This window comes from Cellulosimicrobium sp. 4261 (assembly GCF_040546915.1).
Taxonomy (GTDB): domain Bacteria; phylum Actinomycetota; class Actinomycetes; order Actinomycetales; family Cellulomonadaceae; genus Cellulosimicrobium; species Cellulosimicrobium cinnabarinum.
Genome location: NZ_JBEPOQ010000001.1, coordinates 118501 through 141800, shown reverse-complemented (window position 1 = coordinate 141800; position 23300 = coordinate 118501). Strand labels below are relative to the sequence as shown.

Sequence of the window (23300 nt, the reverse complement as noted above, 5' to 3'; positions counted from 1 at the left end):
GTCCGACGGGCCCGGGTCGCGGTGCGTCCGGGGCGAGGACTCTGCGGGGAGTCCCAGGAAGCGCGGGTAGGGTCGTGCCCGTGAGCTCCGAGCAGTCCCGCGTGCCCGACGGCACGGCCCCCGACCCGTCCGCCGCGCCCGACGCCGTCGTGCCCGAGGCTGCACGCCCCGAGGCCGGGTCTGAGGCCGCCGAGCCCGCGCCCGCCGGGCCCGCGGCCGCCGGGCCGGAGACGGGGGCGGACGAGACGCCGGGCGCGGCGTCCGACGACGCCGCCTCCGCCGGTGGCGAGGAGGTCGAGATCGAGTCCGTGGTCGACCCGGCGGCCGTCCGCCGCGCCCCCCGCTACCGGGCGTTCTTCACGGTCGGCATCCTCCTCGGCACGGTCCTCGGCCTGGGCATCGGCGGTGCGTGGCTCCAGTCGCCCGCCGCGGCGCCGGTCTTCAAGCCCGGCGTCTACTTCACGGTCATCCTCGTGACGTGCGCGGCGCTCGGTGCCGCGGTCGCGGGCGTGTGGGCCGTCGTCGCCGACCGCCGCAGCCTGCGCGGGCGCCGCTGACCGCTCAGCGGGCGAGCGGCTCGGCCACGCGCCGGGCCGCCGGCTCGGGCGCCGATCCGGTCGGGGCGCCCGCGGCGGGGGAGAGCCGCACCGCCACGCCGGGCGCCAGGCCCAGCGTCCGCGCCTCCGCGCGGGTCACGACGACGGACACCACCTCGTCCCCGGCGGTCACCTCGGCGCGCACCTCGAAGCCCACGCGCGTCGTGCGCGTCACGACGCCGGTCACGCTCGCCGCGTCCGCCGTCTCCCCGGCCGCTACGTCCTGGTGCGCCGACCGGTCGAGCCCGGGCCCGCCGTCGGGCAGCACCTCGACGTGGACGTCGTGCGGGCGCACGAGGACGCCACCGAGGCGGGTCACCGGGCCGAGGAAGCCCATGACGAAGTCGTTCGCGGGACGGTCGTAGAGGTCGTCGGGCGAGCCGACCTGCTCGATGCGGCCCTCGTTGACGACGACGATCTCGTCCGCGACCTCGAGCGCCTCCTCCTGGTCGTGCGTGACGAACACCGTGGTGACGGGAATCTCGTCGTGCAGGCGGCGCAACCAGTCGCGCAGCTCCTTGCGGACCTTCGCGTCGAGCGCGCCGAACGGCTCGTCGAGCAGGAGGACGCTCGGGCGGATCGCGAGCGCGCGGGCGAGCGCCATGCGCTGGCGCTGCCCGCCGGAGAGCTGCGAGGGCAGTCGGTGCGCGAAGCTCTCGAGGTGCACGAGCCGCAGGAGCTCGTCGACGCGCTCGGCGACCTCGGCCTTCGGCGTGCGGCGGATCTCGAGCCCGAACGCGACGTTCCGCGCGACGGTCAGGTGCTTGAAGGCCGCGTAGTGCTGGAAGACGAAGCCCACGTTGCGACGACGCGCGGGCAGGTTCGTGGCGTCGCGGCCCTCGATCTCGACCTGGCCGGAGTCCGGCACCTCGAGCCCGGCGACGACGCGCAGCAGCGTGGACTTGCCGCCGCCGCTCGGGCCGAGCAGCGCCGTGAGGCGGCCGGTCGGCACGGAGACGGAGACGTCGTCGAGCGCGACGAAGTCGCCGAAGGTCTTGCGGACGTCGCGGATCTCGATGCTCATGCGTCGGCCTCCGTGGGGGCGGCGGGGCGGGTGGACCTGAGGGTGCGGGGGGAGATCGCGGTGCGGGGGGAGCGGCGGGGCCGGGGGCCGGCGGCGTCGTCGGAGCGCAGGAACGTCACGGCGACGATGCACGCCACGGACACCGACGCGAGGAGGAACGCGACGGCGTAGGCGGTGCCCTGCTCGAAGTCCTGGTACCGCTGCTCGACGAGCAGCGTGGACGTCTGCGTGCGGCCCTCGAAGTTGCCGGAGACGACCTTGACCGCGCCGAACTCGCCGAGGGCGCGCGCGAGCGTGAGCACGACGCCGTAGACGACGGCCCACCGGATCGCCGGCAGGGTGATGCGCCGGAACGTCTGGAGGCGGCTCGCCCCGAGGCTCGTCGCGGCGAGCTCCTCGTCGGTGCCGAGCTCCGTGAGGACCGGCACGACCTCGCGGGTGACGAGCGGGAGGCACACGAACGCGGTGGCGAGGACGATGCCCGGCGGCGCGAAGATCACCTGGAGCCCGGCGTCCTCGAGCGCGCCGCCGAACCAGCCGTTCTTCCCGTACACGAGGACGAGCGAGAGCCCGACGACGATCGGGGAGACGGACAGCGGGAGGTCGAGCAAGGCGTTGAGGAGGGCCTTGCCCGGGAAGTCGTACCGGACGATGAGCATCGAGATCCCGACGCCGAACACGGTGTTGATCAGCACGACCTGCACCGCGACGGCCGCGGTGAGCTGGAGCGCGAAGACGACGGACGGGTCGGCGAGGGCACGCTGGAACGTCTCGAGCCCGTCGGCGAACGCGCCGCGCACGACGAGCGAGACCGGCCACCCGACGAGCAGCACGAGATAGATGACGACGGCGGCGCGCAGCGTGCGGCGCACCCAGGGAGAGCTATCCACGGCGGGCCACCCTGCGCTGGAGGAACTGGATCGTCGCGATGACGAGCAGCGAGACGAGGAGGAGCACCGACGCGACGGCCGCCGCCTGCTCCGGCTGGCCGTTCTCCAGGTAGCTGAGGATGCGCACGGAGCCGACCTCGGTGCGCATCGGCAGGTTCCCGGAGAGCAGGACGAGCGCGCCGTACTCGCTGATGGCGCGCGCGAACGACAGCGCGGCGCCCGCGGTGATCGCGGGCGCGAGGGCCGGGAGGACGACGCGGCGGAAGGTCGTGGCCCGCGTGGCGCCCAGCGACGCGGCGGCCTCCTCGACGTCCCGGTCCAGCTCGGCGAGCACGGGCTGCACGCTGCGCACCACGAAGGGCAGCGTGACGAACAGGAACGCGAGGAAGACGGCGGCGCGGGTGTTCGCGACGTCGATCCCCAGCGGTCCCGACGGCCCGTACAGCGCGAGCAGCACGAGTCCGGCGACGATCGTGGGGAGCGCGAACGGGATGTCGATGAGCACCTCGAGGAGCCGCTTGCCGGGGAACCGGTCGCGCACGAGGACCCACGCGATCAGCGTGCCCATGACCACGTTGACGGCGGTCACGGCGAGCGCCTGCGTCACCGTGAGGGTCAGCGCCGCGGCGGTCTGCGGCTGCGTCACGGCGGCGACGAAGGCGGGCCAGCCGCCGACGGACGTCTCGACGAGCACGGCGACCAGCGGGACGAGGGCGAGGGCCGAGAACCACACGAGCGCGACGCCGAGCCCGAGGCCCGAGGTCGCCGTGAGCCGGTAGGGGCCGTTGGGCGCCCGACGGCGCGTGCGGCCGGGAGGCGCGGCCGGGGCCGGACGGTGCTCGCGCGCCGCCCGGCCCGGTCGTTCAGCGAGGGTCGAGGCCACGGTTCACTGCTTCCCGGTCTCGGCCTGGATCTTCGTCACGAGGCCCTCGTCGCCGAAGAACTTGTCGTTGGTCGCGGACCAGCCGCCGAAGTCGTCGGCGATGGTGAGGAGGGTGGGGACGGTCGGGAACGGGTCGCTCGGGTCGTTCGCGCCTTCGACCTCGACGTCGACGTCGCCGGTGAGCGGGCGGAAGCCCACGTGCGCGAACGCCTCCTGGCCCTCGGGCGTGAGGACGAAGTCGAGGTAGCTCTGCGCCTTCGGGTCGGCGTCGACCGTCACCGCGGCGGGGTTCTCGATGAGGAGCGTCTGGTCGGGGACCACGTAGTCGAACGTCTCGCCGTTCTGCCGCGCGAGGATCGCCTCGTTCTCGTAGGAGAGCAGGACGTCGCCGGTGCCGGACGTGAAGGCCGTCGTCGCGTCGCGGCCGCTGCCGGGCAGCGCCACCGCGTTGCTGAAGAACTTCCGCAGGTACTCGGTCGCGTCCTCCTCGGAGCCGCCGTTCGCGATGACGCTGCCCCACCCGGCGAGGATGTTCCAGCGGGCCGAGCCCGACGAGCCGGGGTTGGGGGTGACGATCTCGACCCCGGGCTGGACGATGTCCTCCCAGCTCCGGATGTTCTTCGGGTTGCCCTCGCGGACCACGAGGACCACGACGGACTGGCTGACGATGCCCTGGTTCTCGCCCGCGTCCCAGTCCTCGGCGACGAGGCCCGCGTCCACGAGGCGCGTCACGTCGCCCTCGAGCGAGAAGTGCACGTAGTCGGCCTCCAGCCCGTCGGCGACCGCGCGGCTCTGGTCGCCGGACGCGCCGTACGACGTCTCCCAGGTCACGCCCTGGCCGTCCTCGGTCTCGCCCCAGAGCTCCTGCGCCGCGTCGTTGCCCGCCTTGGGCACGGCGAAGCCGACGAGCGAGAGCGTCGTGGGCTCGACGTCGGAGCCCCCGTCGCCGCCCGCGTCGCCCCCGCCGGACCCGTCGACGGCGGTCGGCGCGCAGGCGGTGAGGACCAGGGCGGTGGCTGCCGCGGCAGCCGCGAGGGTGATCGTCGTCCGGAGGCGTCGCATGGTGTCGTCCTTCGTCGGGTCCCGGGAGGCGGGAACGGTGGTGGTACGGGCCCGGCGCGGTGGCGATACTTGACTCGCTCGGTCCGGTAAGTCGAGATTCAAGCGCGGCGTTCCCACGCAGCGAAACCCCCGACCGGCAGATGGGACGACGTAACGCCACCGTGAACGACGGCGGGCCGCCGTCCGCCTGCTCGTCCGCTTCCGCCCTCGCTCGCACGCTGTGGGACACTGAGGTACGTGGCCCCCCGCGGAGATGGACTTCTCAACCACGACCTCATGCCCGGCGAGAAAGGCCCCCAGGACGCCTGCGGCGTCTTCGGTGTCTGGGCGCCCGGCGAGGAGGTCGCCAAGCTCGCCTACTTCGGGCTCTACGCGCTGCAGCACCGCGGCCAGGAGTCGGCGGGCATCGCGACGAGCAACGGCGAGCAGATCCTCGTCTACAAGGACATGGGCCTCGTCTCCCAGGTCTTCGACGAGACGGCCCTCAACGCCCTGACGGGGCACATCGCCGTCGGGCACTGCCGCTACTCGACCACGGGCGGCGTGACGTGGGAGAACGCGCAGCCCACGCTCGGCGCCACCGCGTCCGGGACCGTGGCCCTCGGGCACAACGGCAACCTCACCAACTCCGCCGAGCTCGTCAACCTCGTCGCCGAGCGCTACGGCAGCCAGCGCCGCGGCGAGCTCGCGCGCGGCAACACCACGGACACCGCGCTCGTCACCGCGCTCCTCGCGGGCGACGCCGACCACACGCTCGAGGCGACGGCGCTCGAGGTGCTCCCGCGCCTGCGCGGCGCTTTCTCGCTCGTCTTCATGGACGAGCGCACGCTCTACGCCGCGCGCGACCCGCAGGGCGTGCGCCCGCTCGTGCTCGGCCGTCTCGAGCGCGGCTGGGTCGTCGCGAGCGAGACCCCCGCGCTCGACATCGTGGGCGCGTCCTTCGTGCGCGAGGTCGAGCCCGGCGAGCTCATCGCGATCGACGCCGAGGGGCTCCGCTCGCAGCGGTTCGCGCCCATCGAGCGCGCGGGCTGCGTCTTCGAGTACGTCTACCTGGCCCGCCCGGACACGAGCATCAACGGCCGCTCGGTGCACGCGGCGCGCGTCGAGATGGGCCGCCAGCTCGCCCGCGAGCACCCGGTCGAGGCGGACCTCGTCATCCCGGTCCCCGAGTCGGGCACGCCTGCCGCCGTGGGCTACGCCGCCGAGTCGGGCATCCCGTTCGGCCAGGGGCTCACGAAGAACGCCTACGTGGGTCGCACGTTCATCCAGCCGTCGGACACGCTCCGTCAGCTCGGCATCCGCCTCAAGCTCAACCCGCTGCGCGACGTGATCCGCGGCAAGCGGCTCGTCGTGGTCGACGACTCGATCGTGCGCGGCAACACCCAGCGCGCGCTCGTGCGCATGCTGCGCGAGGCCGGCGCCGCCGAGGTGCACGTGCGCATCAGCTCGCCGCCCGTGAAGTGGCCGTGCTTCTACGGCATCGACTTCGCGTCGCGCGCCGAGCTCATCGCGAACGGCCTCTCGCCGCACGAGATCGGCCAGTCGCTCGGTGCCGACAGCCTCGGCTACATCTCGACCGAGGGCATGATCTCGGCGACCGAGCAGCCGTCGTCCCAGCTCTGCACGGCGTGCTTCACGGGCAAGTACCCCATCGAGCTGCCGCCCGACGACCAGCTCGGCAAGCACCTCCTCGAGCAGGCCGAGCTCCCGCTCGGGGCGCCCGAGGACGGGCTGCGCAGCCTCTCGGTGACCGCCGGCGGCGCCGGCGCCCTCCAGCACCCCTGACCCGCACCCTCCGCACCACCGGCGCGCGCGCCGCGAGACACCTTTGGAGCCGACACCATGACTGCCGACTCGCCCCGCACGGGCCTCACCTACGCCGCCGCGGGGGTCGACACCGAGGCCGGTGACAAGGCCGTCGAGCTCATGAAGGACGCCGTCCGCCGCACCCACGGGCCGCAGGTCCTCGGGGGCGTCGGCGGGTTCGCCGGGCTCTACGACTTCTCCGAGGTCGCGACGTACCGCCGTCCGCTGCTCGCGACGTCGACCGACGGCGTCGGCACCAAGGTCGCGATCGCGCAGGCGCTCGACGTGCACGACACGATCGGCTTCGACCTCGTCGGCATGGTCGTCGACGACATCGTGGTGGTGGGCGCCAAGCCGCTGTTCATGACCGACTACATCGCGTGCGGCAAGGTCGTGCCCGAGCGCATCGCGGGCATCGTCCGGGGCATCGCCGCCGCCTGCGAGGTCGCCGGCACGGCGCTCGTCGGCGGGGAGACGGCCGAGCACCCGGGCCTGCTCGGCGAGGACGAGTACGACGTCGCGGGCGCGGCCACGGGCGTCGTCGAGGCGGACGCGCTGCTCGGCCCGGATCGCGTCCGCGAGGGCGACGTGCTCGTCGGCATGGCGTCGTCGGGCCTCCACTCGAACGGCTACTCGCTCGTGCGCGCCGTGCTGAAGCACGCGGGCTGGGGCCTCGAGCGGCACGTGGACGAGCTCGGCCGCACCGTCGGCGAGGAGCTGCTCACCCCGACGCGCGTCTACGCGAGCGACTGCCTCGCCCTGGCCGCCGACGACGCGGCCCAGGTCCACGCGTTCACGCACGTCACGGGCGGCGGCCTGGCCGCGAACCTCGCGCGCGTCCTCCCGGCAGGGCTCGTCGGGGTCGTGGACCGGGGGAGCTGGGACGTGCCGCCCGTCTTCCGCCTCGTGCGCGAGCTGGGCGGGGTGCCGCGCGGCGACCTCGAGAACACCCTCAACCTCGGCGTCGGGATGGTCGCGGTCGTGGGCGCGGACGGCGTCGACGCCGCCCTGGCGCGGTGCGCCGCGCTCGGCGTGCCCGCGTGGGTGCTCGGCACGGTCGAGGCCTTCGACCCGGACGCGGCCCGCGACCTCGCCGACGGCGACCTGGTCGCCGGCACCAAGGGCGTCCAGGCGGGCGCGGTGCGCCTCGTCGGCGACTACCGGTCCTGATCACCGCCCGGTCGGGTCGGCGCGCGGGTCCCGCGGCGTCCGGCCCGGCCTGGGCTGCGTGCCCGCGGGCGCGACGTCGCGGTGGTCCGTCGCGGACTCGCGGTGGGGTGCTCTGTCGTCGGCGCCACGGACGCACGACGACGGCGCCACCGCCTGCGGGCAGGCGACGGCGCCGTCGAGGTCAGATGCGTCCGTGCGAGACGGCGGAGGGGGTGTCGCGGACGACCGTCAGCGGTCGTCGGACCAGTCGTTGTAGCGCTGGTCGTAGCGCTCGAGGTCGTCCGGCTCGGCGCCGAAGCGCGAGTCCGTCACGACATCCGTACGGCTGTGACCCGTGAGCTCCTGCTCGAGCGCACTGTAGTTCGTCTCGGGGCTGTAGTACTTCAGCGCGCGAGCGACCTTGGTCTGCTTTGCCTTCTGACGGCCGCGGCCCATGGCTCCGACCCCCTCAACGTAGAAGCGGGGCGGCAACGTACTCAGACGTGCGGCCCCGGGGTGTAGTTTCGTCTGTTCAGGGTCCAACGGTACATGCTCAGGGCCTATTCCATCCACTCAGGACCCCGGCCGAGCCGCGGACGTGCCTACCGTCACACAGTCTCCACCGCGCGGGCTCGCGCGGACCGGGTCCGGCGGTCGGAAGAGCCCTTGCGGACCACCTGCGGCAACGCTCTCGTATGCCACAGGAGCGCCTATCCGGCCGATCCGACCATAGAGCGCCTAATTCACCCGTCCGTCAAGTCGCCCGAAATCCGCATGCTGCGACAATGGAAAGTACTGGCGTCGTGCTGTCGTCGTGATCCGGGGTATCTGCCGGACCAGCGCGTACCAGGAGGAGGTGTCGTGATGTCCATGCACGGAGAGTCCGAGGTTCTGCTCACGCCCGCCGAGGTCGCCAGCCTCTTCCGCGTCGACCCCAAGACCGTCACCCGCTGGGCGAAGGCGGGCAAGCTGTCGTCGATCCGCACCCTGGGCGGCCACCGGCGCTACCGCGAGTCGGAGGTCCGAGCCCTGCTCGGTGCCGCGAGCGAGCCCGCGGAGGGCAACGACAAGTCCTGACCCGGCGCGGGCCGCGCCCACGGCTCTCGCGCGGCGGCACGACGTCGCACGGATGCCGGTACGACGCGCGCCCTCGCGCCTCGCGCTGGCCGCGCCCCGGTCGCGTGCGTCGTCGAACATCCCGGACGTCCCGCGTGACGGACACCTCCCGCACGCCGGAACGCCGTCGACCCCGCGTCCGATGGAGCATCGGCGCGGGGTCGACGGCGTTCGTCGACGGGTTCGCTACGAGCGGCGACGGAGGATCGCCGCGGCCACCAGCGCGACGCCGACCACGGCAGCACCCAGCAGGAGCTTGACGTTGCGGGACCGGTCCGGGTCCTCCTCGGGCAGGCCGTTGCCGGAGAGGAACGCCCCGGTGTCGCTCGCCGCCTGCTTCGCCTGCTGCGCGGCGGCCTTGGCCTGGACGCGCGGGTCGAGGCGCGTGGTGAGCTCGTCGATCGTCCCCGCGAGCTCCTTGCGGGTCCGGGCGATCTCGTCCTCGAGCTGGGACGGGGAGAGCTGAGGGTCGGGGGTCTCGCCGTTTCCGCTCACGGGCGCAGTCCTTCCTTGATGGTCGCGACGTCTTCCTTGATGCTCTCGACCGCGCCGGTCGGCGTCGGGGGCACGCCCCGCTGGAGCTGCTTGACGCCGACGAACGCGAGCGTACCGGCGACCAGGACGAGGACGCCGCCGACGATCAGCGCGGCGAGCCACAGCGGCATCGCGGTCGCGAGGCCCTCCATGGCGGAGTGCAGCAGGAAGCCCAGGCCGTACAGCACGAGCACACCGCCGACGACGAGCAGGCCGATGCCGATGCCGGCGTGCTTCGCCTTCGTCGTCAGCTCGGCCTTCGCGAGGGCGATCTCCGAGCGGACGAGCCGGGTCGCCTGCTCGGACAGGCGCTCCACGAGCTGTCCGACCGTCGGCTTCTGCTCCTCGGGCGGGATGCGCCCGTCGATCCAGTCGCTCATCTCTCAGCCTTTCCGCAGGTGATCCCCCACCACTCAACCGGCACCGGGGTCGGCGCGCAACTTCCCCGGGGGTGTGCGTGGTGCCCCGGGGCGAGACGGGCGCCGTTCCGGCTCGGGACGCAGAAGACCCCCGACCGGAATCCCGGGCGGGGGTCTCTCGGTGGCTCCGACCGGCGTCGATCCGGTGACCTTTCGATTTTCAGTCGAACGCTCTACCAACTGAGCTACAGAGCCATGGGGGAAGAGCCCGGCCGGCCGATGCCGACCGGGCTCTTCGCCTCACGCGACCCTGACGGGACTTGAACCCGCGACCTCCGCCGTGACAGGGCGGCGCGCTAACCAACTGCGCTACAGGGCCTTGCTGTTCTTCGCGAGACACACCTTAGCACCAGGGAACCCGGTGATTTTCACCAGTGATCCTGGTGGCGTGGTGGCCCGCATTCGAACCGAGAGGATCGTACCGTACCGGTGAGCCGATCCGTAAATCCGCCGGTGGCCACCGGTCCCGACGCGATCTCGCGTACCCCCAACGGGATTCGAACCCGTGCTACCGCCGTGAAAGGGCGGGGTCCTAGGCCGCTAGACGATGGGGGCTCAGGAACGACGGCCAGTGTACAGCGGCGTCGCCGGGCGTTCCTCGTCGGATCCGCCTCCCGCGCGGGGGAGGATGGGCGGGTGGTGGAGATGACGCGGGCCGAGTTCGAGGACGCCGTGCGCGACGGGCTGGACCTCGTCCCCGAGGACCTGGCGGCGCAGATGGACAACGTCGTGGTGCTCGTCGAGGACGACGCGCCCGACGACGACCCCGAGCTGCTCGGGCTCTACGAGGGGGTGCCGCTCACGGAGCGGGACCACATGTGGGCGGCGGGCGCGCTGCCCGATCGCATCACGATCTTCCGCAACCCGACGCTCGCGATCTGCGAGACGCGCGAGGACGTGGTCGAGGAGGTCGCGGTGACCGTCGTCCACGAGATCGCGCACCACTTCGGGATCGACGACGACCGGCTGCACGAGCTCGGCTGGGGCTGAGCCCGGGCGGTCCGCGGGTGCCGATCGCTAGGATCGGCGGGTGACGACGAGCGCCGCGAGCGACCCCCGGCACGACGGCGCGCACGACCACGAGGCGGTCGCGCGCCTCCTGCACGCGCTCGCCGAGCCGCGCCGCCTGGCGATCGTGCACCTGCTCACGGGCTCCGAGCGGCGCGTCGTCGACCTCACGCGCGAGCTCGGGCTGGCCCAGTCGACCGTCTCGGCGCACCTCACCACGCTGCGCGACGTGGGGGTCGTGGCGGTGCGACGGGAAGGGCGGTCGTCCTGGTACCGGCTCGTGCGGCCCGAGGTCGCGCACCTCCTCGCCGACGCGGAGCACGTCGCCCTCGCCCCCTGACCCCTGCGCGTGGCGCGCCTCACGGTGCACTCCGTCTAGAAAACATCGGTGATCACCGATAACATCGGTAAATACCGATGAATGGAGGATCGATGGGAGCGGGTCACGACCACGGCGCAGGTGGCCTCGACGCGCCCGACCACCGCAGACGGCTCGCCGTCGCGTTCGGCATCACCGCGACGATCCTCGCGGCCCAGGCCGTCGGCGCGGTGCTCACGGGGAGCCTGGCGCTCCTCACGGACACGGCGCACATGCTCACCGACGCGGTCGGGCTGGCCGTCGCGCTCGTCGCGGCGTCGCTCGCGCTGCGCCCGGCGACCAAGCACCGCACGTGGGGCTTCCGCCGCGTCGAGGTGCTCGCGGCGCTCGCGCAGGCGGCCCTGCTCCTGGCGGTCGGCGCGTACGCCGCGGTCGAGGGCGTCCGGCGCCTGCTCGAGCCGCCGGAGGTCCCCTCCTCCGAGCTGCTCGTGTTCGGGATCGTCGGCCTCGTGGGGAACCTCGTCGCCATCGCGGTCCTCGCGTCGGGGCGGCGCGCGAACCTCAACCTGCGCGCGGCGTTCCTCGAGGTGGTCAACGACGCGCTCGGTTCCGTCGGCGTCATCGTGGCCGCTGTCGTGATCGCCACGACGGGCTACCAGCGGGCCGACGCGATCGCCGGCCTGCTCATCGCGGTCCTCATCGTGCCCCGCGCGTTCCGGCTCCTGCGCGAGGCGACGGCCGTCCTCATGGAGTTCACGCCCGAAGGGCTGGACCTCGACGACGTACGCCGGCACATCCTGTCCCTCGACCACGTCGAGGACGTCCACGACCTGCACGCGTCGACGGTCGCGACCGGGCTCCCGACCATCTCGGCGCACGTGGTCGTGGACGACGCGTGCTTCCGGGACGGGCACGCGCTGGAGATCGTCGAGCGGGTGCGCACGTGCGTGGCGCACCACTTCCCGGTCTCCGTCGAGCACTCGACCTTCCAGCTCGAGACGGCGGCCCTGCGCGACCGCGAGGCCCACGGCCACGCCTGAGGGCGCCGTCGGGCCTTCTCGCGACGCGCGACCGGACACCCTGAGGACGGGCCGCCGTCGGGCGGGACGCGCGCACTAGGCTGGTGGCATGACGATCCTCGTGACCGGCGGAGCCGGGTACATCGGCGCGCACGTGGTGCGCCTCCTGCAGGAGCGCGGCGAGAAGGTGGTCGTCGTCGACGACCTGAGCACGGGTCGCGCGGACCGCGTCGGCGACGCGGTGCTCGTCGAGGTCGACGTCGCGTCGCCCGAGGCCGTGGACGTGCTCACGCGCGCGATGGCCGAGCACGACGTGCGCGCGGTGGTCCACTTCGCGGCGCGCAAGCAGGTGGGGGAGTCGGTCGAGAAGCCGGCCTGGTACTACCAGCAGAACGTCGGGGGCTTCACGAACCTCGTCACCGCGATGCAGGCGGCTGGTGTCGACCGCCTGGTCTTCTCCTCGTCGGCGGCGACGTACGGCATGCCGTCGGTGTCCCTGGTCGAGGAGAAGCTGCACGCCGAGCCGATCAACCCCTACGGCGAGACGAAGCTCGTCGGGGAGTGGCTCGGCCGGGCCGCGACCCGCGCGTGGGGCCTGCGGTTCGTCGCGCTGCGCTACTTCAACGTCGCCGGCGCGGGCTGGCCGGACCTCGGCGACCCTGCGGTGCTCAACCTCGTGCCCATGGTGCTCGACCGTCTGGAGCGCGGCGAGCGGCCCAAGATCTTCGGGGACGACTACCCGACGCCGGACGGCACGTGCATCCGGGACTACATCCACGTCCTCGACCTCGCGCAGGCCCACCTCGCCGCGCTCGAGTACCTCGACGTGGACGAGCGCCCGTTCGACGTCTTCAACGTGGGGACGGGCGAGGGCTCCTCGGTGCGCGAGGTGATCGACGAGATCGGGCGCGTGAGCGGGCTCGACGTCACGCCGGAGGTCCTGCCCCGTCGCGCGGGCGACCCGCCGCAGCTCGTCGGGAACCCGCGACGGATCAACGAGCTCTTCGGCTGGCACGCCACCAACGGGCTGCCGGAGATCATCTCGTCGGCGTGGGAGGCCTGGCAGTCCGGGCCTCGCCGCATCGACACGACGCGCGAGGCCGCCTCCGAGGTGTGAAATCCGGCGTCCCGTGCGACCCTACATCCCTCAGCATGCTGAGGATTGACCGGGGAGGTGCCCCGGCGACGGAAGGCGGGACGACGACGTGGGTGACGAGAGCGACCCGGCACGGCTGTACGACCTGACCGCCGCACGCACGAGCCGGGTCGTGCTGGCGGCGTACTCGACCTCGTTCGGGCTGGGCGCACGCCTGCTCGACGCGCCGACCCGCGACGGGATCGACGCGGTGTACGGGCTCGTGCGGATCGCGGACGAGGTCGTGGACACGCGCCGGGGCGACGGTGCGGCGGACCTCCTCGACGAGCTCGAGGCGGAGACGGCGCGGGCGCTCGACCGCGGCTGGTCGACGAACCTCGTCGTCCACTCGTTCGCGCGCGCCGCGCGCCGCTGCGGCTTCGGGCACGACGAGGTCGACCCGTTCTTCGCCTCGATGCGCACCGACCTCACGGTCCGCGTGCACGACCGGGAGAGCTACGAGCGGTACGTCTACGGCTCGGCGGAGGTCGTCGGCCTCATGTGCCTCGCGGTGTTCCTCAACGCGCGCCGCCGACCGGGAGAGCCGCTGCGCGTCCCGGACCCGGTGCTCGTCCGGGGCGCCCGCGCGCTCGGCGCGGCGTTCCAGAAGATCAACTTCCTGCGCGACCTGCGCACCGACCACGACGAGCTCGGGCGCGCGTACCTGCCCGGCGTCGTCCCCGGCCGCCTGCGCCGCCGGGACGTCGAGGCGTTCTGCCGCGAGGTGGAGGGCGACCTCGCCGCGGCCCGCGCCGCGCTGCCCGGCCTCCCGGTGCGCCCGCGCATCGCCGTGGCCGCGACCGTCGCCGTCTACGAGCGGCTCCTCGCGCGTCTCGCCGCGACGCCGCCGGAGGACATCCTGCGTGCGCGCGTGCGCATCCCGGACACGATGAAGGTCGCGCTCGCGGCGCGCGCCGCCGGCGGCCAGCTCCTCGGCCAGGTGGCGTCCGCCCGGTCCCCGCGCCCGCGGAAGGTGCTCGCGTGAGGGCTCCGCGCGTCGTCGTCGTCGGGGGCGGGATCGCCGGGCTCGCCACCGCCGCCCTGCTCGCGCGCGGCGGCGCCCGGGTGACGCTGCTCGAGCGGCACGACGAGGTGGGCGGCCGGGCCGGGACGCTCGAGGTGGACGGCTTCCGCTTCGACACGGGCCCGTCCTGGTACTTCATGCCCGAGGTGTTCGAGCACTTCTTCGGGCTGCTCGGCGCGCGCGTCGAGGACCACCTCGACCTCGTCCCGCTCGACCCGGCGTACCGGGTCTTCTTCGAGCCGGGCGCGGACGGCGCGGCGTCGACGTTCGAGCTGTCCGGCAACCCCGGCGTGAACCGGTCGCGGCTCGACGCGATCGAGCCGGGCGCCGGAGGCCGGGTCGCCGCGTACGCCGAGGACGCGAGCGAGGCGTACGGGCTCGCGCTCGACCACTTCCTCTACACGACGTTCGAGCGCCCCGACCGGGCGCTCTCGCCCGCGGTGCTGCGCCGGCTGCCGCGCCTGGCCGCGCTCCTGCGCGAGTCGCTCGCCGACCGCGCCGCGCGCGCCGTGGAGGACCCGCGGCTCCAGCAGCTCCTCGGGTACCACGCCGTGTTCCTCGGGTCGTCGCCCTACCGCGCGCCCGCGCTCTACTCGCTGATGAGCCACCTCGACCTCGTCGACGGCGTCCAGTACCCCCGCGGGGGCATGTACACGCTCATCGAGGCCGTCGAGCGGCTCGCGCGCGACGCGGGCGCCGAGGTGCGCACCGGCGCCGACGTCGCCGGGATCGAGGTCGTGCCCGGCGGCGGTCGCCGCGGTCGGGTCACCGGCGTGCGCCTCGCGTCGGGCGAGCTCGTCGAGGCGGACGTCGTCGTCTCGGCCGCCGACCGGCACCACACGGAGACGGCGCTCCTCGAGCCGCGCTGGGCCGACCTCCCCGCCGCGGCGTGGGAGGACAAGGGCCCGGGCATCTCCGCGCTGCTCGTGCTCGCGGGCGTCCGCGGCGAGCTGCCCGAGCTCGCGCACCACTCGCTGTTCTTCACGAAGGACTGGCCCGCCAACTTCGACGCGGTGCTCGGCCCGGACCGTCGCAGCGACCCCCGCGGCCTGCGCGTGCCCGAGCCCGCCTCGCTCTACGTGTCGCGCACGAGCGCGACCGACGGGCCGACGTCGGCCGCGCCCGCGGCGCCGCCCGGCCACGAGAACCTGTTCCTCCTCGTCCCGTTCCCCGCCGACCCCACGCTCGGCGGGGACGAGCCGTCGCGGCGCACGCTCGACGGGCTCGCCGACCGCTACCTCGCCCAGGTGGGGCGCTGGGCGGGCGTCGAGGACCTCCCGGGGCGCGTCGTCACGCGGCGCGTGCTCGGGCCCGCGCACTTCGCGACCGAGCTCTCGGCCTGGCGTGGCGGCGCGCTCGGCATGGAGCACACCCTGCGGCAGTCCGCCCTGTGGCGCCCGGGGAACGCGTCCCGCCGTGTCGACGGGCTCTACCACGCCGGAGGTGGCACGATCCCGGGCGTGGGACTGCCGATGTGCCTGATCAGCGCCGAGCTCGTCGCCAAGCGGCTGCTCGGCGAGACGTCCGCGCGTCCGCTGCCCGAGCCGCTGCGCGAGGGCTTCCTCGCCGCGAGCCGCCGGCCCGAACGGCTCCGGCCGGCGGACCGGCCGGTGGCGGTCCGCCGGTGACGGGCCTCGCCTACCTCGGTGCGCTCGCGGTCTCGCTCGGCGGCCTCGCCGTGCTCGACCGCCGGTTCCGGCTCGCGTTCTGGTCCGACCCCCGGCGTGCGGCGCTCACGGTCGGTCTCGGCGTCGTCGGGTTCCTCGCGTGGGACGTCGCGGGCCTCGCGCTCGGGATCTTCGCGCGCGGGGAGAGCCCGTGGATGACCGGGCTGCTGCTCGCCCCCGACCTCCCCGTCGAGGAGGCGGTGTTCCTGACGCTCCTGTGCTACAACGCGCTGCTCGTCTGGCGGGGCGCCGAGCGGGTGCTCGCGGCCCGCCGCGCCGGGGAGGACGACGCGTGACGAACATCGTGCTCAACGTCATCGTCCTCGCGGCGCTCGTCGTGGTGTCGTGGCGCGTGCTGCGTCGGCTGCGACCCGGGCCGCTCGTGTGGACGGCCGTCGTCATGTGCGTGCTCACCCTCGTGTTCGACACGCTGATGATCGCCGCCGACCTGTACGTCTACCACCCCGACAAGATCCTCGGCGTCTACCTCTGGGGGGCGCCGCTCGAGGACTTCGCGTACGCGCTCGCCGCCGCGCTCGGGATGCCGGTGCTGTGGACCGTGCTCGGCGCGCGCGGTCGCGACCGCACCGCGGGCCGCGGGCCCGGGCGCGGAGCCGGGCGCGGGCGTGCCGCGGAGGACGGCCGATGAAAGAGGTCCTCGCCGCCTCGCGGCCGTTCTCCTGGATCAACACGGCCTACCCGTTCGCTGCCGGGTACCTCGTCGCGACCGGCGGGCGCGTCGACCTCGCGCTCGTCCTCGGGACGCTCTACTTCCTCGTGCCGTACAACCTGCTCATGTACGGCGTGAACGACGTCTTCGACTACGCGAGCGACCTGCGGAACCCGCGCAAGGGCGGGATCGAGGGCGCGCTGGCGGACCCGGCGACCGCGCGCGTCACGCACCGTCGCATCCTGCGCGCGTGCGTCGCGACCAACGTGCCGTTCCTCGTCGCGCTCCTGCTCCTCGGCGACCCGCTCGCGGGCGCGGTCCTCGTGCTCGTGGTGTTCGGCGTCGTCGCCTACTCGGCGCCCCGGCTGCGGTTCAAGGAACGCCCGTTCCTCGACTCGTTCACCTCCGCGATGCACTTCGCGGGCCCGCTCCTCTACGCCCTCGTGCTCGTCGACGCGGACCTCTCCGCGCGCTCCGTCTGGCCCGTGCTCGTCGGCTTCGTGCTCTGGGGCATGGCGTCGCACGCGTTCGGCGCGGTGCAGGACGTGCGCGCGGACCGCGAGGGCGGCATCGCGTCCGTCGCGACGGCGATCGGCGCGCACGCGACCGTGCTCGCCGCGGCGGCGGCGTACGTCGGGGCGGCCGTCGTGCTCGCGGTGCTCCCGTGGCCCGGCGTCCTCGCCGCGCTGCTCCCGCTGCCGTACGCGGTCAACGTGCTGCGCTTCCGCGACGTGCGCGACGACGACTGCGAGCGCGCGAACGCGGGCTGGCGCGCGTTTCTGTGGCTCAACCTCGTCACCGGGTTCCTCGTGACGATGCTGCTCCTCGCGGACGCCCTCACCTGACGGGCCCCGCGTCGGCGGACAGGGACGACGACGGCCCCGGTCCGCGAGGTCGTCGCGGACCGGGGCCGTCGTCGTGGTGGTGCGGCTCGTCAGGAGATGTCGCCGTACTCCCAGTGCCAGGGCTCGTTCTTCGACCCGCCGGCGCGAGCCCACTCGGGGTTGTCCCACCCGTAGGCGGGCGCGTTGGCGCGCATCCACTCGTACTGCGCGGTGCCGTAGCTCTGGATGCCGCCGCCGAGGTCGAGCGCGAGCGCCCAGCCGTGGTTCGACATCCCGGGCGGCGCCGCGAAGTAGCCGCGGGACGCCTTCACGGCGACCTGGGACGCGTACGAGCGGTAGGAGTCCGTCACGGAGAGGTTCGCGCCGAACGTCTCGCGGAACTTCTCGTTGAGGGCCTCGATCTGGTGGGCGGCGTCGCAGCGGAGCTGCTCCCCGGGCGCGAACGACAGCTCGCAGAGCGCGCTCGCGGGGATCTGCCCGTTGCCGAAGCCCGCGGTGGAGGTGGCCCACTGGTCGAGCTGGGCGGCGACCTCCTCGGGCGACGGCGGTCCGGGCACGACCTGGACGGTCACGCCCGAGCCGGCGGCGTCGAGCAGGGTCGTGAGCTCCGCCGTCAGCGCGGCGATCTCCTCCGTGCCGCCGGTGCCGACGGGAGCCGCCGGCGCCTCGTCGGCGTCGGGCGCGTCCTCGGGGGCGTCGGCGGGCGCGCCGGTGCCGAGGTCCGGTGCGTCGGTGGCCGTGTCCGCGGCTGCCGCGTCCTCCTCGGGCGACTCGGTCGCCGCGTCGGCGTCGGCCGACGGCGTGGCCGCGTCCGTCCCGGGCGCGGCGTCGTCGGCCGTCTGGGCGAGGTCCGGCGTCGCGGGGTCGAGCGTCGGGACGGCGGCCCCCAGCTCGTCGAGCGGCGTGCGGGCCGAGGACCGGCTCGCACGGTCGTCGCCGCGGCCGTCGAGAGCGGGCACGCTCGCGCCGAGCGTCTCGGCAGCGGTGAGGGCGTCGTCGGTCGGTGGCTCGTCGGCGGCCTCGGCGGACGCGGTGGCGTCGTCGGGGCTCGCGAGACCCGGCCCGGCGGGGGAGCCGAGGAGCGCCGCGTCCTCGGGCGCGGACGCCTCGGTCACGGCCTCGCTGAGGCGCGTGCGCGCGTCCTCGATCTGGGCCACCTGCTCGGGCGTGAGCGACGCGGCGCCCTCGCCGGTGAGGAACTGGGCCCGGACGAGCACGTCGCTCGCCGCCTCCACGGTCGCCGGGTCGGCGGTCGCGAGGTCGGCGGGCGCGCCGAGGACCACGGGGGCCACGGTGGTGCCGGTCGTCGGGGCGTCGGCGGGCGTCGCGCCGCTCGCGTCCGTCGTGGCGGACGACGCGGACGGCGCCGCCCCGTTGGCGAAGGCCGCCGCGGCGGTGCTCGCGGTGAGCGCGACGGCCGCGACGGCGGCGCCGGTCCCGAGGGTGCGGCGACGGCGGGTCGCGGCGGTGCCGGTCCCGGGCGTGCCACGGCGGGCGGCGGAGACGAGTGCGGCGGGGAACGAGGCCCGGCGCGCGGTGTGGCGGCCCATCTAGCGCGCCTCGCCGCGGACGGCGGGGTACGCGCCGGTGGTGCCGGTCGAGGTGGACGTGAGGTGCTGTGCAGTGGTCAAGCGGACGATCCGATCATCGGGTCGTGGTCGCGGGCGGTCGAGCGCGGCGCGCTCCGGTCCCTGGGCACCTGCGCAGGGGAGCGCGGGGTGACCACGACGGCGTGCGGTCGGGCGGGACGCGAGCGCGCCCTCTCACCACGACGCCGACAGGCACGGTCTCGGGGCGGACCGCGGAGGCCTGTCGGCTGTTCCATCTTCAACTAGACGGACGTCCAGAGAAGTGGTCTCACGAGGGGAACCCCCGCGAATGGCGTGGGGACCGTGTGCTCAGGACGTGAAGAGGGTACGTGTCACGCGTCCTGCATCGCGGGTGACGGCCGATCCGACGAGCGTCCCGAGCGCGATCCCGAACACGGCGACGACCGCGTTCGCGATCTCCTGCGCCGCCTCGGGGCCGCCGTTCACGAGGTCCGAGAGGCCCAGGAGGCTCAGCGCACCGGGCACCAGGAGCCAGAACGCGGGCAGCGTCGTGACCGCTGCGGGCGGCCCGTGCCGCGAGCGCTCGACCAACGCGGCGAGCGGGGCGATGACGAATGCCCCGAAGAACCCGGCGAGGGGCGCCGCGGCGAGCGACCCGAGGAGCTGGGCCGCGTAGGCGCCGAGCAGCACGAGCAGCACCCAGGGGAGCGACCCGCGCGGGGACGACGCGAAGAGCATCTGCCCCAGCCCGACGGCGAGGATCCCCACCCACGGAGCCCACCACCCGAGGTGGTCGCCCTGCGGCGCCGCGACGAGCGGCCCCCCGACGGCGGCCCCGGCGACGACGCCGAACACGAGGAGCAGGAGCTGCGCGATCCCGTAGACGAGCCGGCTCGCCCCCGCGACGATCTGGTTGCTCGTCAGCTCGATCGCCGCGACGGTGAGGACCGACCCGGGCAGGAACGAGACGAGCGGGGGGACGAGAACGCTCAGCGGGTCGTCGCCCAGCCGCGGGTGCACCACGTCCACGGCGAGGAGCGTGACGACGAACGCGGCGACGACGGGCAGGGCGGTCGCGAGCGTCGGCCAGCGCGTCCCGAGCCAGCGCAGCGCGCCGACGAGCAGCCCGAGGGCGAGGTAGACGGGCAGGAGCGGGCCCGTCGGGTTGAGCACGAGCCCGAACCCGACGGTGAGCAGGCCGTGCCCGACGACCGTGAGCGCGGGACCGAAGCGGGGCGGGCGCCCGACGATCGCGCGCAGCTGCGCCCGTGCGTCGGCGAGCGGGACGTCCGACGTGCGCAGGCGGCGCACGAGCGTCATGAGCGCCCCGATCTGGTCGAGGTTGAGCCCGCTCGCCTCCGCGGCCGAGAAGTCCGCCACCGTGCCGCTCGCGGTGCTCACCCGGACGAAGACGCCCGTGGGCAGGACGAGGGTGCCGACGGTCGAGGCGCCCGACCTCCGGGCGACCGCCTCGAGGTCGTCCTCGACGTCCGTGACCGAGCGACCGGAGTCGAGGAGCGCCGTCCCGAGCTCGCGCAGGAGGGGCACGAGGTCGGGCGAGACCTCGGGCGGCTCGGTCTCGACGGCGAGGGGCGGCTCGTCGCCCAGCGCGCGCAGGACCCGGCGCACGACCGACGGAGCTCGGCGGACGTCGTCGAGCCAGGTCGCGTGCCGGCGGCGGGTCAGGGCGGGTCCTCCGTGCTCACGGCGACGAGCGCGAGCAGCGCATCCGCGTAGGCGTCCGCCGGGTCCGTGGCGCGGTGCTCGGCCGCCTCGCCGAGCACCTCGGTGCGCACGACGTAGCCCTCGGCCGTGCGCTCCAGCCGGCGGAACGTGCCGCCGAGCAGCTCGCGGAGCTGTCCCTCCAGCGGGTGCCACAGCGCGTCCTCGAGCGCGACCGAGTCGAGCGCCCACTCCGTCGTGCCGTTGAAGCCGAGCACGACGCCCGTGTCGAACTCGTGCGGCTCGATGGTCATGTCGCTCACGGTGAAGACGTCGCCGTCGGCGCCGGTGGTGAGGAGGCGGAAGCGGTCGCCCGAGGCGGGGGACCACCGCACGCCCGCGTCGCGCAGGGCGAGCGCGTGCTCCCACGAGATCATGCCTGCCACGGTAGGCCCGGCCCGGCTGCCGCGCGCGTCGGCCCGTGTCCCGACCAGCGGGACGATCCGTCCCGCGCCCGCGCGCGTTCACGACCCGGAAACACCGGCGCCGTTCACTCGTCCCATGACCCACGACGTCCCCGGGGACGTGCGGCGGACCGGCGGCGACCCCGCCCCCGCCCTGGCCCCGAGCCCGCCCACCCGACCCCGATCCGGACCGCCCGTCACCGGCGCCGGTCCCGTGACCGTCGCGATCGAGCGCCGCGTCCGACCCGAGAACGTCCCCGCCGTCACGCGCTGGGTGCAGGACGGGGTCAACCTCGCCAACCGCTACCCGGGCTTCCTCGGCTCCGGCTGGGTGCGCGCGTCCGCCGGGTCGCACGACTGGCACATGCTCTACCGGTTCGCCGACGCCGCGACGCTCGACGCGTGGGAGACGTCGTCCGACCGGGTGGGGTGGCTCGCGCAGGGCCGGGACCTCGTCGAGGAGACGCGGGTCGAGCGCCGCACGGGCATCGAGGGCTGGTTCGACGCCCCGACGACGCCCGCGCCGTCGCCCGCGACGTCGAGCCCGGCGGTCGCCGCGGCGCCGCCCCGCTGGAAGCAGTCCGTGAGCATCTGGCTCGGGTTCTTCCCGGTGAACCTCGCGTTCACCGTGCTCGTCGGGAGCACGGTCCCCGCGTGGGACGACGTGCCCGTCGTCCCGCGCGTGCTCGTCACGACGCTCGTCCTCACGCCCGTCATGACCTACCTCGTGCTGCCGCGCGTCACGCGGCTGCTCGCCCCGTGGCTGGCCCGCCCCCCACGGTCCCGGGTGCCCCGCGCCCGCCGCACGGCCCGGAGGTGACGGTCTCGCACCCTGCCTAGCCTGGGGGGATGGACACCGAGCTCGAGAGCACGACCGACGTCCTCGTCACCCTCGGGGCGGTCGCGGCGGGCGTGGTCCTGGCCTTCGTGCTGGGGACGGTGATCTCGGCCGTCGTCCGGCGGGCCGGGCGGCGCAGCGAGCTGGCCCGGGACCTGTCGCGACGGCTCCGGCGACCGGACCGCGCGGTCCTCACCGTCGTCGCCGTCTGGATCGCCGTGCGCGTCACCACCGACGCAGGGACGCCGTGGCGGCCCGCCGTCGAGCACCTGCTGCTCATCGCACTCATCGTGGTGGGCGCGTGGTGGGTGGGCGCGATCGCGTTCGTGCTCGAGGACTCCGCGCTCCAGCGCTACCGCATGGACACGGCCGACAACCGGCACGCGCGCCGCGTGCGGACGCAGATCACCGTGCTGCGGCGGCTCACCGTCGCGGTGATCGTCGTCTGCGCGGTCGCGGGCATCCTGCTGACGTTCCCCGCCGCGCGGGCGGCGGGGGCGAGCCTGCTCGCGTCGGCCGGGCTCATCTCCATCGTCGCGGGGCTCGCGGCGCAGACCTCGCTCGCCAACGTCTTCGCCGGCATGCAGATCGCGTTCACCGACGCGATCCGCGTCGACGACGTCGTGGTGCTCGAGGGCGAGTGGGGCCGCATCGAGGAGATCACGATGACGTACGTCGTCGTGCACCTGTGGGACGACCGCCGGCTCATCATGCCGTCGACCTACTTCACGACGACGCCGTTCCAGAACTGGACCCGGCGCGCTGCCGACCTGCTGGGCACGGTCGAGCTCGACCTCGACTTCGAGGTGCCGGTCGGCCCGATGCGCGCCGAGCTGCGGCGCCTCCTCGGGCTCACGGACCTGTGGGACGAGCGCGTCGGCATCCTCCAGGTGACCGACGCCGTCGGGGGGCTCGTGCGCGTGCGCGCGCTCGTCAGCGCGCACGACGCCCCGACGCTGTTCGACCTGCGGTGCTTCGTACGCGAGGGTCTCGTCGACTGGTTGCAGCGCGCCGCGCCCCAGGGCCTGCCGCGCACCCGGCTCGAGCGCGCGGTGGACGCCCTGGACCTCGACGGACCGGACGAGCGCGACGGGCTCGGCGCCGGGGGTCCGGACGTGCCCGGCGGCCCCGGTCGCGACGCCACGGACGACGACGGTCCCGTCGCCCCGGCGCGCCCGCCCCGGCTCCCCGCCGAGCGGGGTGCGCGCCGTGCCGACGCGCCCGTCGTGCTCGGCACGATCCGGCGTGCGGGCCGGGGCGCGGGCGCCGCGCCGAGCGAGGACCCGACGCGGCTCGTCGGGGTCGTGCCGGGCCCCCGGGACGGCGCGGGTCGTCCCGGCCACGCCGGAACGCGGGCGACGGACGGGAGCGTCGACGACGCCGAGGCACCGGGCAGCACCCGGCCGCTGCCCGCCGTCGGGCACGACGACGTCCTGCCCGAGGCCGCGGAGTCCGCCTTCTTCAGCGGGACGCCCGAGGGCGAGGAGCGATCGCGGGCGTTCGCGGGTCCCGGCCAGGACGTCATCGAGGAGCGCGAGCGCACGGCCGAGCACGAGACGGTGCCGGACGACGACGCCCCCGACCACGGGACCGGCGACGGTCGAGCACGGGCCTGACGAC

General features: G+C 74.4%; 25 protein-coding genes and 3 tRNA genes. 15 read left to right on the top strand and 13 right to left on the bottom strand.

The window, feature by feature from the left end; genetic code table 11:
* Positions 1 to 80: 80 nt before the first annotated feature.
* Positions 81 to 557: a hypothetical protein gene (locus ABIE39_RS00675; protein WP_255180432.1), complete on the top strand. Its 477-nt coding sequence runs from the start codon at positions 81 to 83 to the stop codon at positions 555 to 557.
* 4 nt (positions 558 to 561) lie between these two features.
* Here the strand turns inward: ABIE39_RS00675 and ABIE39_RS00670 are convergent, their stop codons facing one another.
* From ABIE39_RS00670 to ABIE39_RS00655, 4 genes are read right to left on the bottom strand one after another with little or no spacing between them, the layout of a single operon-like run.
* The gene (locus tag ABIE39_RS00670; protein WP_354049954.1) at positions 562 to 1620 is read right to left on the bottom strand and encodes a sulfate/molybdate ABC transporter ATP-binding protein; all 1059 of its coding nucleotides are present in this window, start codon (positions 1618 to 1620) and stop codon (positions 562 to 564) included.
* Positions 1617 to 2510: a sulfate ABC transporter permease gene (locus ABIE39_RS00665; RefSeq protein ID WP_354049952.1), complete on the bottom strand. Its 894-nt coding sequence runs from the start codon at positions 2508 to 2510 to the stop codon at positions 1617 to 1619. Before ABIE39_RS00665 ends, ABIE39_RS00670 begins: the two co-directional genes overlap by 4 nt.
* On the bottom strand, positions 2503 to 3393 hold the full coding sequence (gene cysT / locus ABIE39_RS00660) for a sulfate ABC transporter permease subunit CysT (RefSeq protein ID WP_354049950.1): 891 nt from the start codon (positions 3391 to 3393) through the stop codon (positions 2503 to 2505). Before cysT ends, ABIE39_RS00665 begins: the two co-directional genes overlap by 8 nt.
* A gap of 3 nt (positions 3394 to 3396) precedes the next feature.
* Positions 3397 to 4455, bottom strand: coding sequence for a sulfate ABC transporter substrate-binding protein (locus ABIE39_RS00655; RefSeq protein WP_354049948.1), 1059 nt, complete (start codon positions 4453 to 4455; stop codon positions 3397 to 3399).
* 237 nt (positions 4456 to 4692) lie between these two features.
* On the opposite strand from ABIE39_RS00655, the gene purF reads away from it, so the two are divergent.
* On the top strand, positions 4693 to 6240 hold the full coding sequence (purF, locus tag ABIE39_RS00650) for an amidophosphoribosyltransferase (protein ID WP_031315107.1): 1548 nt from the start codon (positions 4693 to 4695) through the stop codon (positions 6238 to 6240).
* 57 nt (positions 6241 to 6297) lie between these two features.
* Positions 6298 to 7431, top strand: coding sequence for a phosphoribosylformylglycinamidine cyclo-ligase (gene purM, locus ABIE39_RS00645; RefSeq protein ID WP_209828283.1), 1134 nt, complete (start codon positions 6298 to 6300; stop codon positions 7429 to 7431).
* 228 nt (positions 7432 to 7659) lie between these two features.
* Here the strand turns inward: purM and ABIE39_RS00640 are convergent, their stop codons facing one another.
* Positions 7660 to 7866, bottom strand: a complete 207-nt coding sequence (locus ABIE39_RS00640) for a DUF3073 domain-containing protein (protein WP_021482112.1) — start codon at positions 7864 to 7866, stop codon at positions 7660 to 7662.
* Positions 7867 to 8274: 408 nt separating this feature from the next.
* On the opposite strand from ABIE39_RS00640, the gene ABIE39_RS00635 reads away from it, so the two are divergent.
* Positions 8275 to 8487 carry a BldC family transcriptional regulator gene (locus tag ABIE39_RS00635; protein WP_074805891.1) on the top strand — a complete coding sequence of 71 codons (213 nt, stop codon included), beginning with the start codon at positions 8275 to 8277 and terminating at the stop codon, positions 8485 to 8487.
* Positions 8488 to 8712: 225 nt separating this feature from the next.
* Here the strand turns inward: ABIE39_RS00635 and ABIE39_RS00630 are convergent, their stop codons facing one another.
* From ABIE39_RS00630 to ABIE39_RS00610, 5 genes are all read right to left on the bottom strand, one after another.
* Positions 8713 to 9021: a DUF3618 domain-containing protein gene (locus ABIE39_RS00630; protein ID WP_074805523.1), complete on the bottom strand. Its 309-nt coding sequence runs from the start codon at positions 9019 to 9021 to the stop codon at positions 8713 to 8715.
* Complete coding sequence (locus tag ABIE39_RS00625) at positions 9018 to 9440, bottom strand: phage holin family protein (protein ID WP_021481597.1); 423 nt, start codon at positions 9438 to 9440, stop codon at positions 9018 to 9020. Before ABIE39_RS00625 ends, ABIE39_RS00630 begins: the two co-directional genes overlap by 4 nt.
* 161 nt (positions 9441 to 9601) lie before the next feature.
* Positions 9602 to 9674: transfer RNA gene (locus ABIE39_RS00620), tRNA-Phe, on the bottom strand.
* 50 nt (positions 9675 to 9724) lie between these two features.
* A tRNA-Asp gene (locus ABIE39_RS00615) sits at positions 9725 to 9798 on the bottom strand.
* A gap of 163 nt (positions 9799 to 9961) precedes the next feature.
* A tRNA-Glu gene (locus ABIE39_RS00610) sits at positions 9962 to 10034 on the bottom strand.
* 90 nt (positions 10035 to 10124) lie between these two features.
* Here ABIE39_RS00610 and ABIE39_RS00605 point away from each other — a divergent pair.
* The 9 genes from ABIE39_RS00605 (at position 10125) to ABIE39_RS00565 (ending at position 17166) form a co-directional block, all read left to right on the top strand.
* Positions 10125 to 10469: a metallopeptidase family protein gene (locus ABIE39_RS00605; protein WP_074805895.1), complete on the top strand. Its 345-nt coding sequence runs from the start codon at positions 10125 to 10127 to the stop codon at positions 10467 to 10469.
* Between the two features lie 40 nt (positions 10470 to 10509).
* A complete protein-coding gene (locus ABIE39_RS00600; RefSeq protein WP_186810318.1) occupies positions 10510 to 10827 on the top strand; it encodes an ArsR/SmtB family transcription factor in 318 nt (105 codons plus the stop codon).
* Between the two features lie 92 nt (positions 10828 to 10919).
* Entirely contained in the window at positions 10920 to 11846 is a 927-nt protein-coding gene (locus tag ABIE39_RS00595) for a cation diffusion facilitator family transporter (protein ID WP_074805531.1), read from the top strand.
* 88 nt (positions 11847 to 11934) lie between these two features.
* Positions 11935 to 12942 (top strand): UDP-glucose 4-epimerase GalE, encoded by a 1008-nt coding sequence (gene galE, locus ABIE39_RS00590; RefSeq protein ID WP_043655432.1) that lies wholly within the window; start codon positions 11935 to 11937, stop codon positions 12940 to 12942.
* 88 nt (positions 12943 to 13030) lie between these two features.
* Positions 13031 to 13945 carry a phytoene/squalene synthase family protein gene (locus tag ABIE39_RS00585; protein ID WP_061268310.1) on the top strand — a complete coding sequence of 305 codons (915 nt, stop codon included), beginning with the start codon at positions 13031 to 13033 and terminating at the stop codon, positions 13943 to 13945.
* Positions 13942 to 15612, top strand: coding sequence for a phytoene desaturase family protein (gene crtI / locus ABIE39_RS00580; protein ID WP_074805539.1), 1671 nt, complete (start codon positions 13942 to 13944; stop codon positions 15610 to 15612). The genes ABIE39_RS00585 and crtI overlap by 4 nt, the downstream gene beginning before the upstream one ends.
* Positions 15609 to 15947 (top strand): lycopene cyclase domain-containing protein, encoded by a 339-nt coding sequence (locus ABIE39_RS00575; protein WP_031317163.1) that lies wholly within the window; start codon positions 15609 to 15611, stop codon positions 15945 to 15947. The genes crtI and ABIE39_RS00575 overlap by 4 nt, the downstream gene beginning before the upstream one ends.
* Positions 15944 to 16300, top strand: coding sequence for a lycopene cyclase domain-containing protein (locus ABIE39_RS00570; protein ID WP_175007565.1), 357 nt, complete (start codon positions 15944 to 15946; stop codon positions 16298 to 16300). The genes ABIE39_RS00575 and ABIE39_RS00570 overlap by 4 nt, the downstream gene beginning before the upstream one ends.
* Positions 16297 to 17166 carry a prenyltransferase gene (locus ABIE39_RS00565; protein WP_354049942.1) on the top strand — a complete coding sequence of 290 codons (870 nt, stop codon included), beginning with the start codon at positions 16297 to 16299 and terminating at the stop codon, positions 17164 to 17166. The genes ABIE39_RS00570 and ABIE39_RS00565 overlap by 4 nt, the downstream gene beginning before the upstream one ends.
* 89 nt (positions 17167 to 17255) lie before the next feature.
* Here the strand turns inward: ABIE39_RS00565 and ABIE39_RS00560 are convergent, their stop codons facing one another.
* The 3 genes from ABIE39_RS00560 to ABIE39_RS00550 all read right to left on the bottom strand — a co-directional run bounded on the left by ABIE39_RS00560 (position 17256) and on the right by ABIE39_RS00550 (position 20815).
* Positions 17256 to 18716 carry a D-alanyl-D-alanine carboxypeptidase family protein gene (locus ABIE39_RS00560; protein WP_354049940.1) on the bottom strand — a complete coding sequence of 487 codons (1461 nt, stop codon included), beginning with the start codon at positions 18714 to 18716 and terminating at the stop codon, positions 17256 to 17258.
* Between the two features lie 348 nt (positions 18717 to 19064).
* On the bottom strand, positions 19065 to 20345 hold the full coding sequence (locus ABIE39_RS00555) for a threonine/serine exporter family protein (protein WP_186810319.1): 1281 nt from the start codon (positions 20343 to 20345) through the stop codon (positions 19065 to 19067).
* Positions 20346 to 20398: 53 nt separating this feature from the next.
* On the bottom strand, positions 20399 to 20815 hold the full coding sequence (locus ABIE39_RS00550) for a hypothetical protein (protein WP_175007569.1): 417 nt from the start codon (positions 20813 to 20815) through the stop codon (positions 20399 to 20401).
* Between the two features lie 124 nt (positions 20816 to 20939).
* On the opposite strand from ABIE39_RS00550, the gene ABIE39_RS00545 reads away from it, so the two are divergent.
* A complete protein-coding gene (locus tag ABIE39_RS00545; protein ID WP_175007570.1) occupies positions 20940 to 21662 on the top strand; it encodes an antibiotic biosynthesis monooxygenase in 723 nt (240 codons plus the stop codon).
* Between the two features lie 29 nt (positions 21663 to 21691).
* Positions 21692 to 23296 (top strand): mechanosensitive ion channel domain-containing protein, encoded by a 1605-nt coding sequence (locus tag ABIE39_RS00540; RefSeq protein ID WP_209828296.1) that lies wholly within the window; start codon positions 21692 to 21694, stop codon positions 23294 to 23296.
* Positions 23297 to 23300 lie beyond the last annotated feature (4 nt).

Bases quoted from the DNA above. Each gene is read 5' to 3' on its own strand.
- ABIE39_RS00605 (WP_074805895.1), top strand. From the start codon at position 10,125: ATGACGCGGGCCGAGTTCGAGGACGCCGTGCGCGACGGGCTGGACCTC.
- ABIE39_RS00540 (WP_209828296.1), top strand. From the start codon at position 21,692: ATGGACACCGAGCTCGAGAGCACGACCGACGTCCTCGTCACCCTCGGG.
- purM (WP_209828283.1), top strand. From the start codon at position 6,298: ATGACTGCCGACTCGCCCCGCACGGGCCTCACCTACGCCGCCGCGGGG.
- ABIE39_RS00595 (WP_074805531.1), top strand. From the start codon at position 10,920: ATGGGAGCGGGTCACGACCACGGCGCAGGTGGCCTCGACGCGCCCGAC.
- ABIE39_RS00545 (WP_175007570.1), top strand. From the start codon at position 20,940: ATGACCCACGACGTCCCCGGGGACGTGCGGCGGACCGGCGGCGACCCC.
- ABIE39_RS00635 (WP_074805891.1), top strand. From the start codon at position 8,275: ATGTCCATGCACGGAGAGTCCGAGGTTCTGCTCACGCCCGCCGAGGTC.
- ABIE39_RS00565 (WP_354049942.1), top strand. From the start codon at position 16,297: ATGAAAGAGGTCCTCGCCGCCTCGCGGCCGTTCTCCTGGATCAACACG.
- ABIE39_RS00655 (WP_354049948.1), bottom strand. From the start codon at position 4,455: ATGCGACGCCTCCGGACGACGATCACCCTCGCGGCTGCCGCGGCAGCC.
- galE (WP_043655432.1), top strand. From the start codon at position 11,935: ATGACGATCCTCGTGACCGGCGGAGCCGGGTACATCGGCGCGCACGTG.
- ABIE39_RS00670 (WP_354049954.1), bottom strand. From the start codon at position 1,620: ATGAGCATCGAGATCCGCGACGTCCGCAAGACCTTCGGCGACTTCGTC.
- ABIE39_RS00560 (WP_354049940.1), bottom strand. From the start codon at position 18,716: ATGGGCCGCCACACCGCGCGCCGGGCCTCGTTCCCCGCCGCACTCGTC.
- ABIE39_RS00550 (WP_175007569.1), bottom strand. From the start codon at position 20,815: ATGATCTCGTGGGAGCACGCGCTCGCCCTGCGCGACGCGGGCGTGCGG.
- ABIE39_RS00625 (WP_021481597.1), bottom strand. From the start codon at position 9,440: ATGAGCGACTGGATCGACGGGCGCATCCCGCCCGAGGAGCAGAAGCCG.
- ABIE39_RS00640 (WP_021482112.1), bottom strand. From the start codon at position 7,866: ATGGGCCGCGGCCGTCAGAAGGCAAAGCAGACCAAGGTCGCTCGCGCG.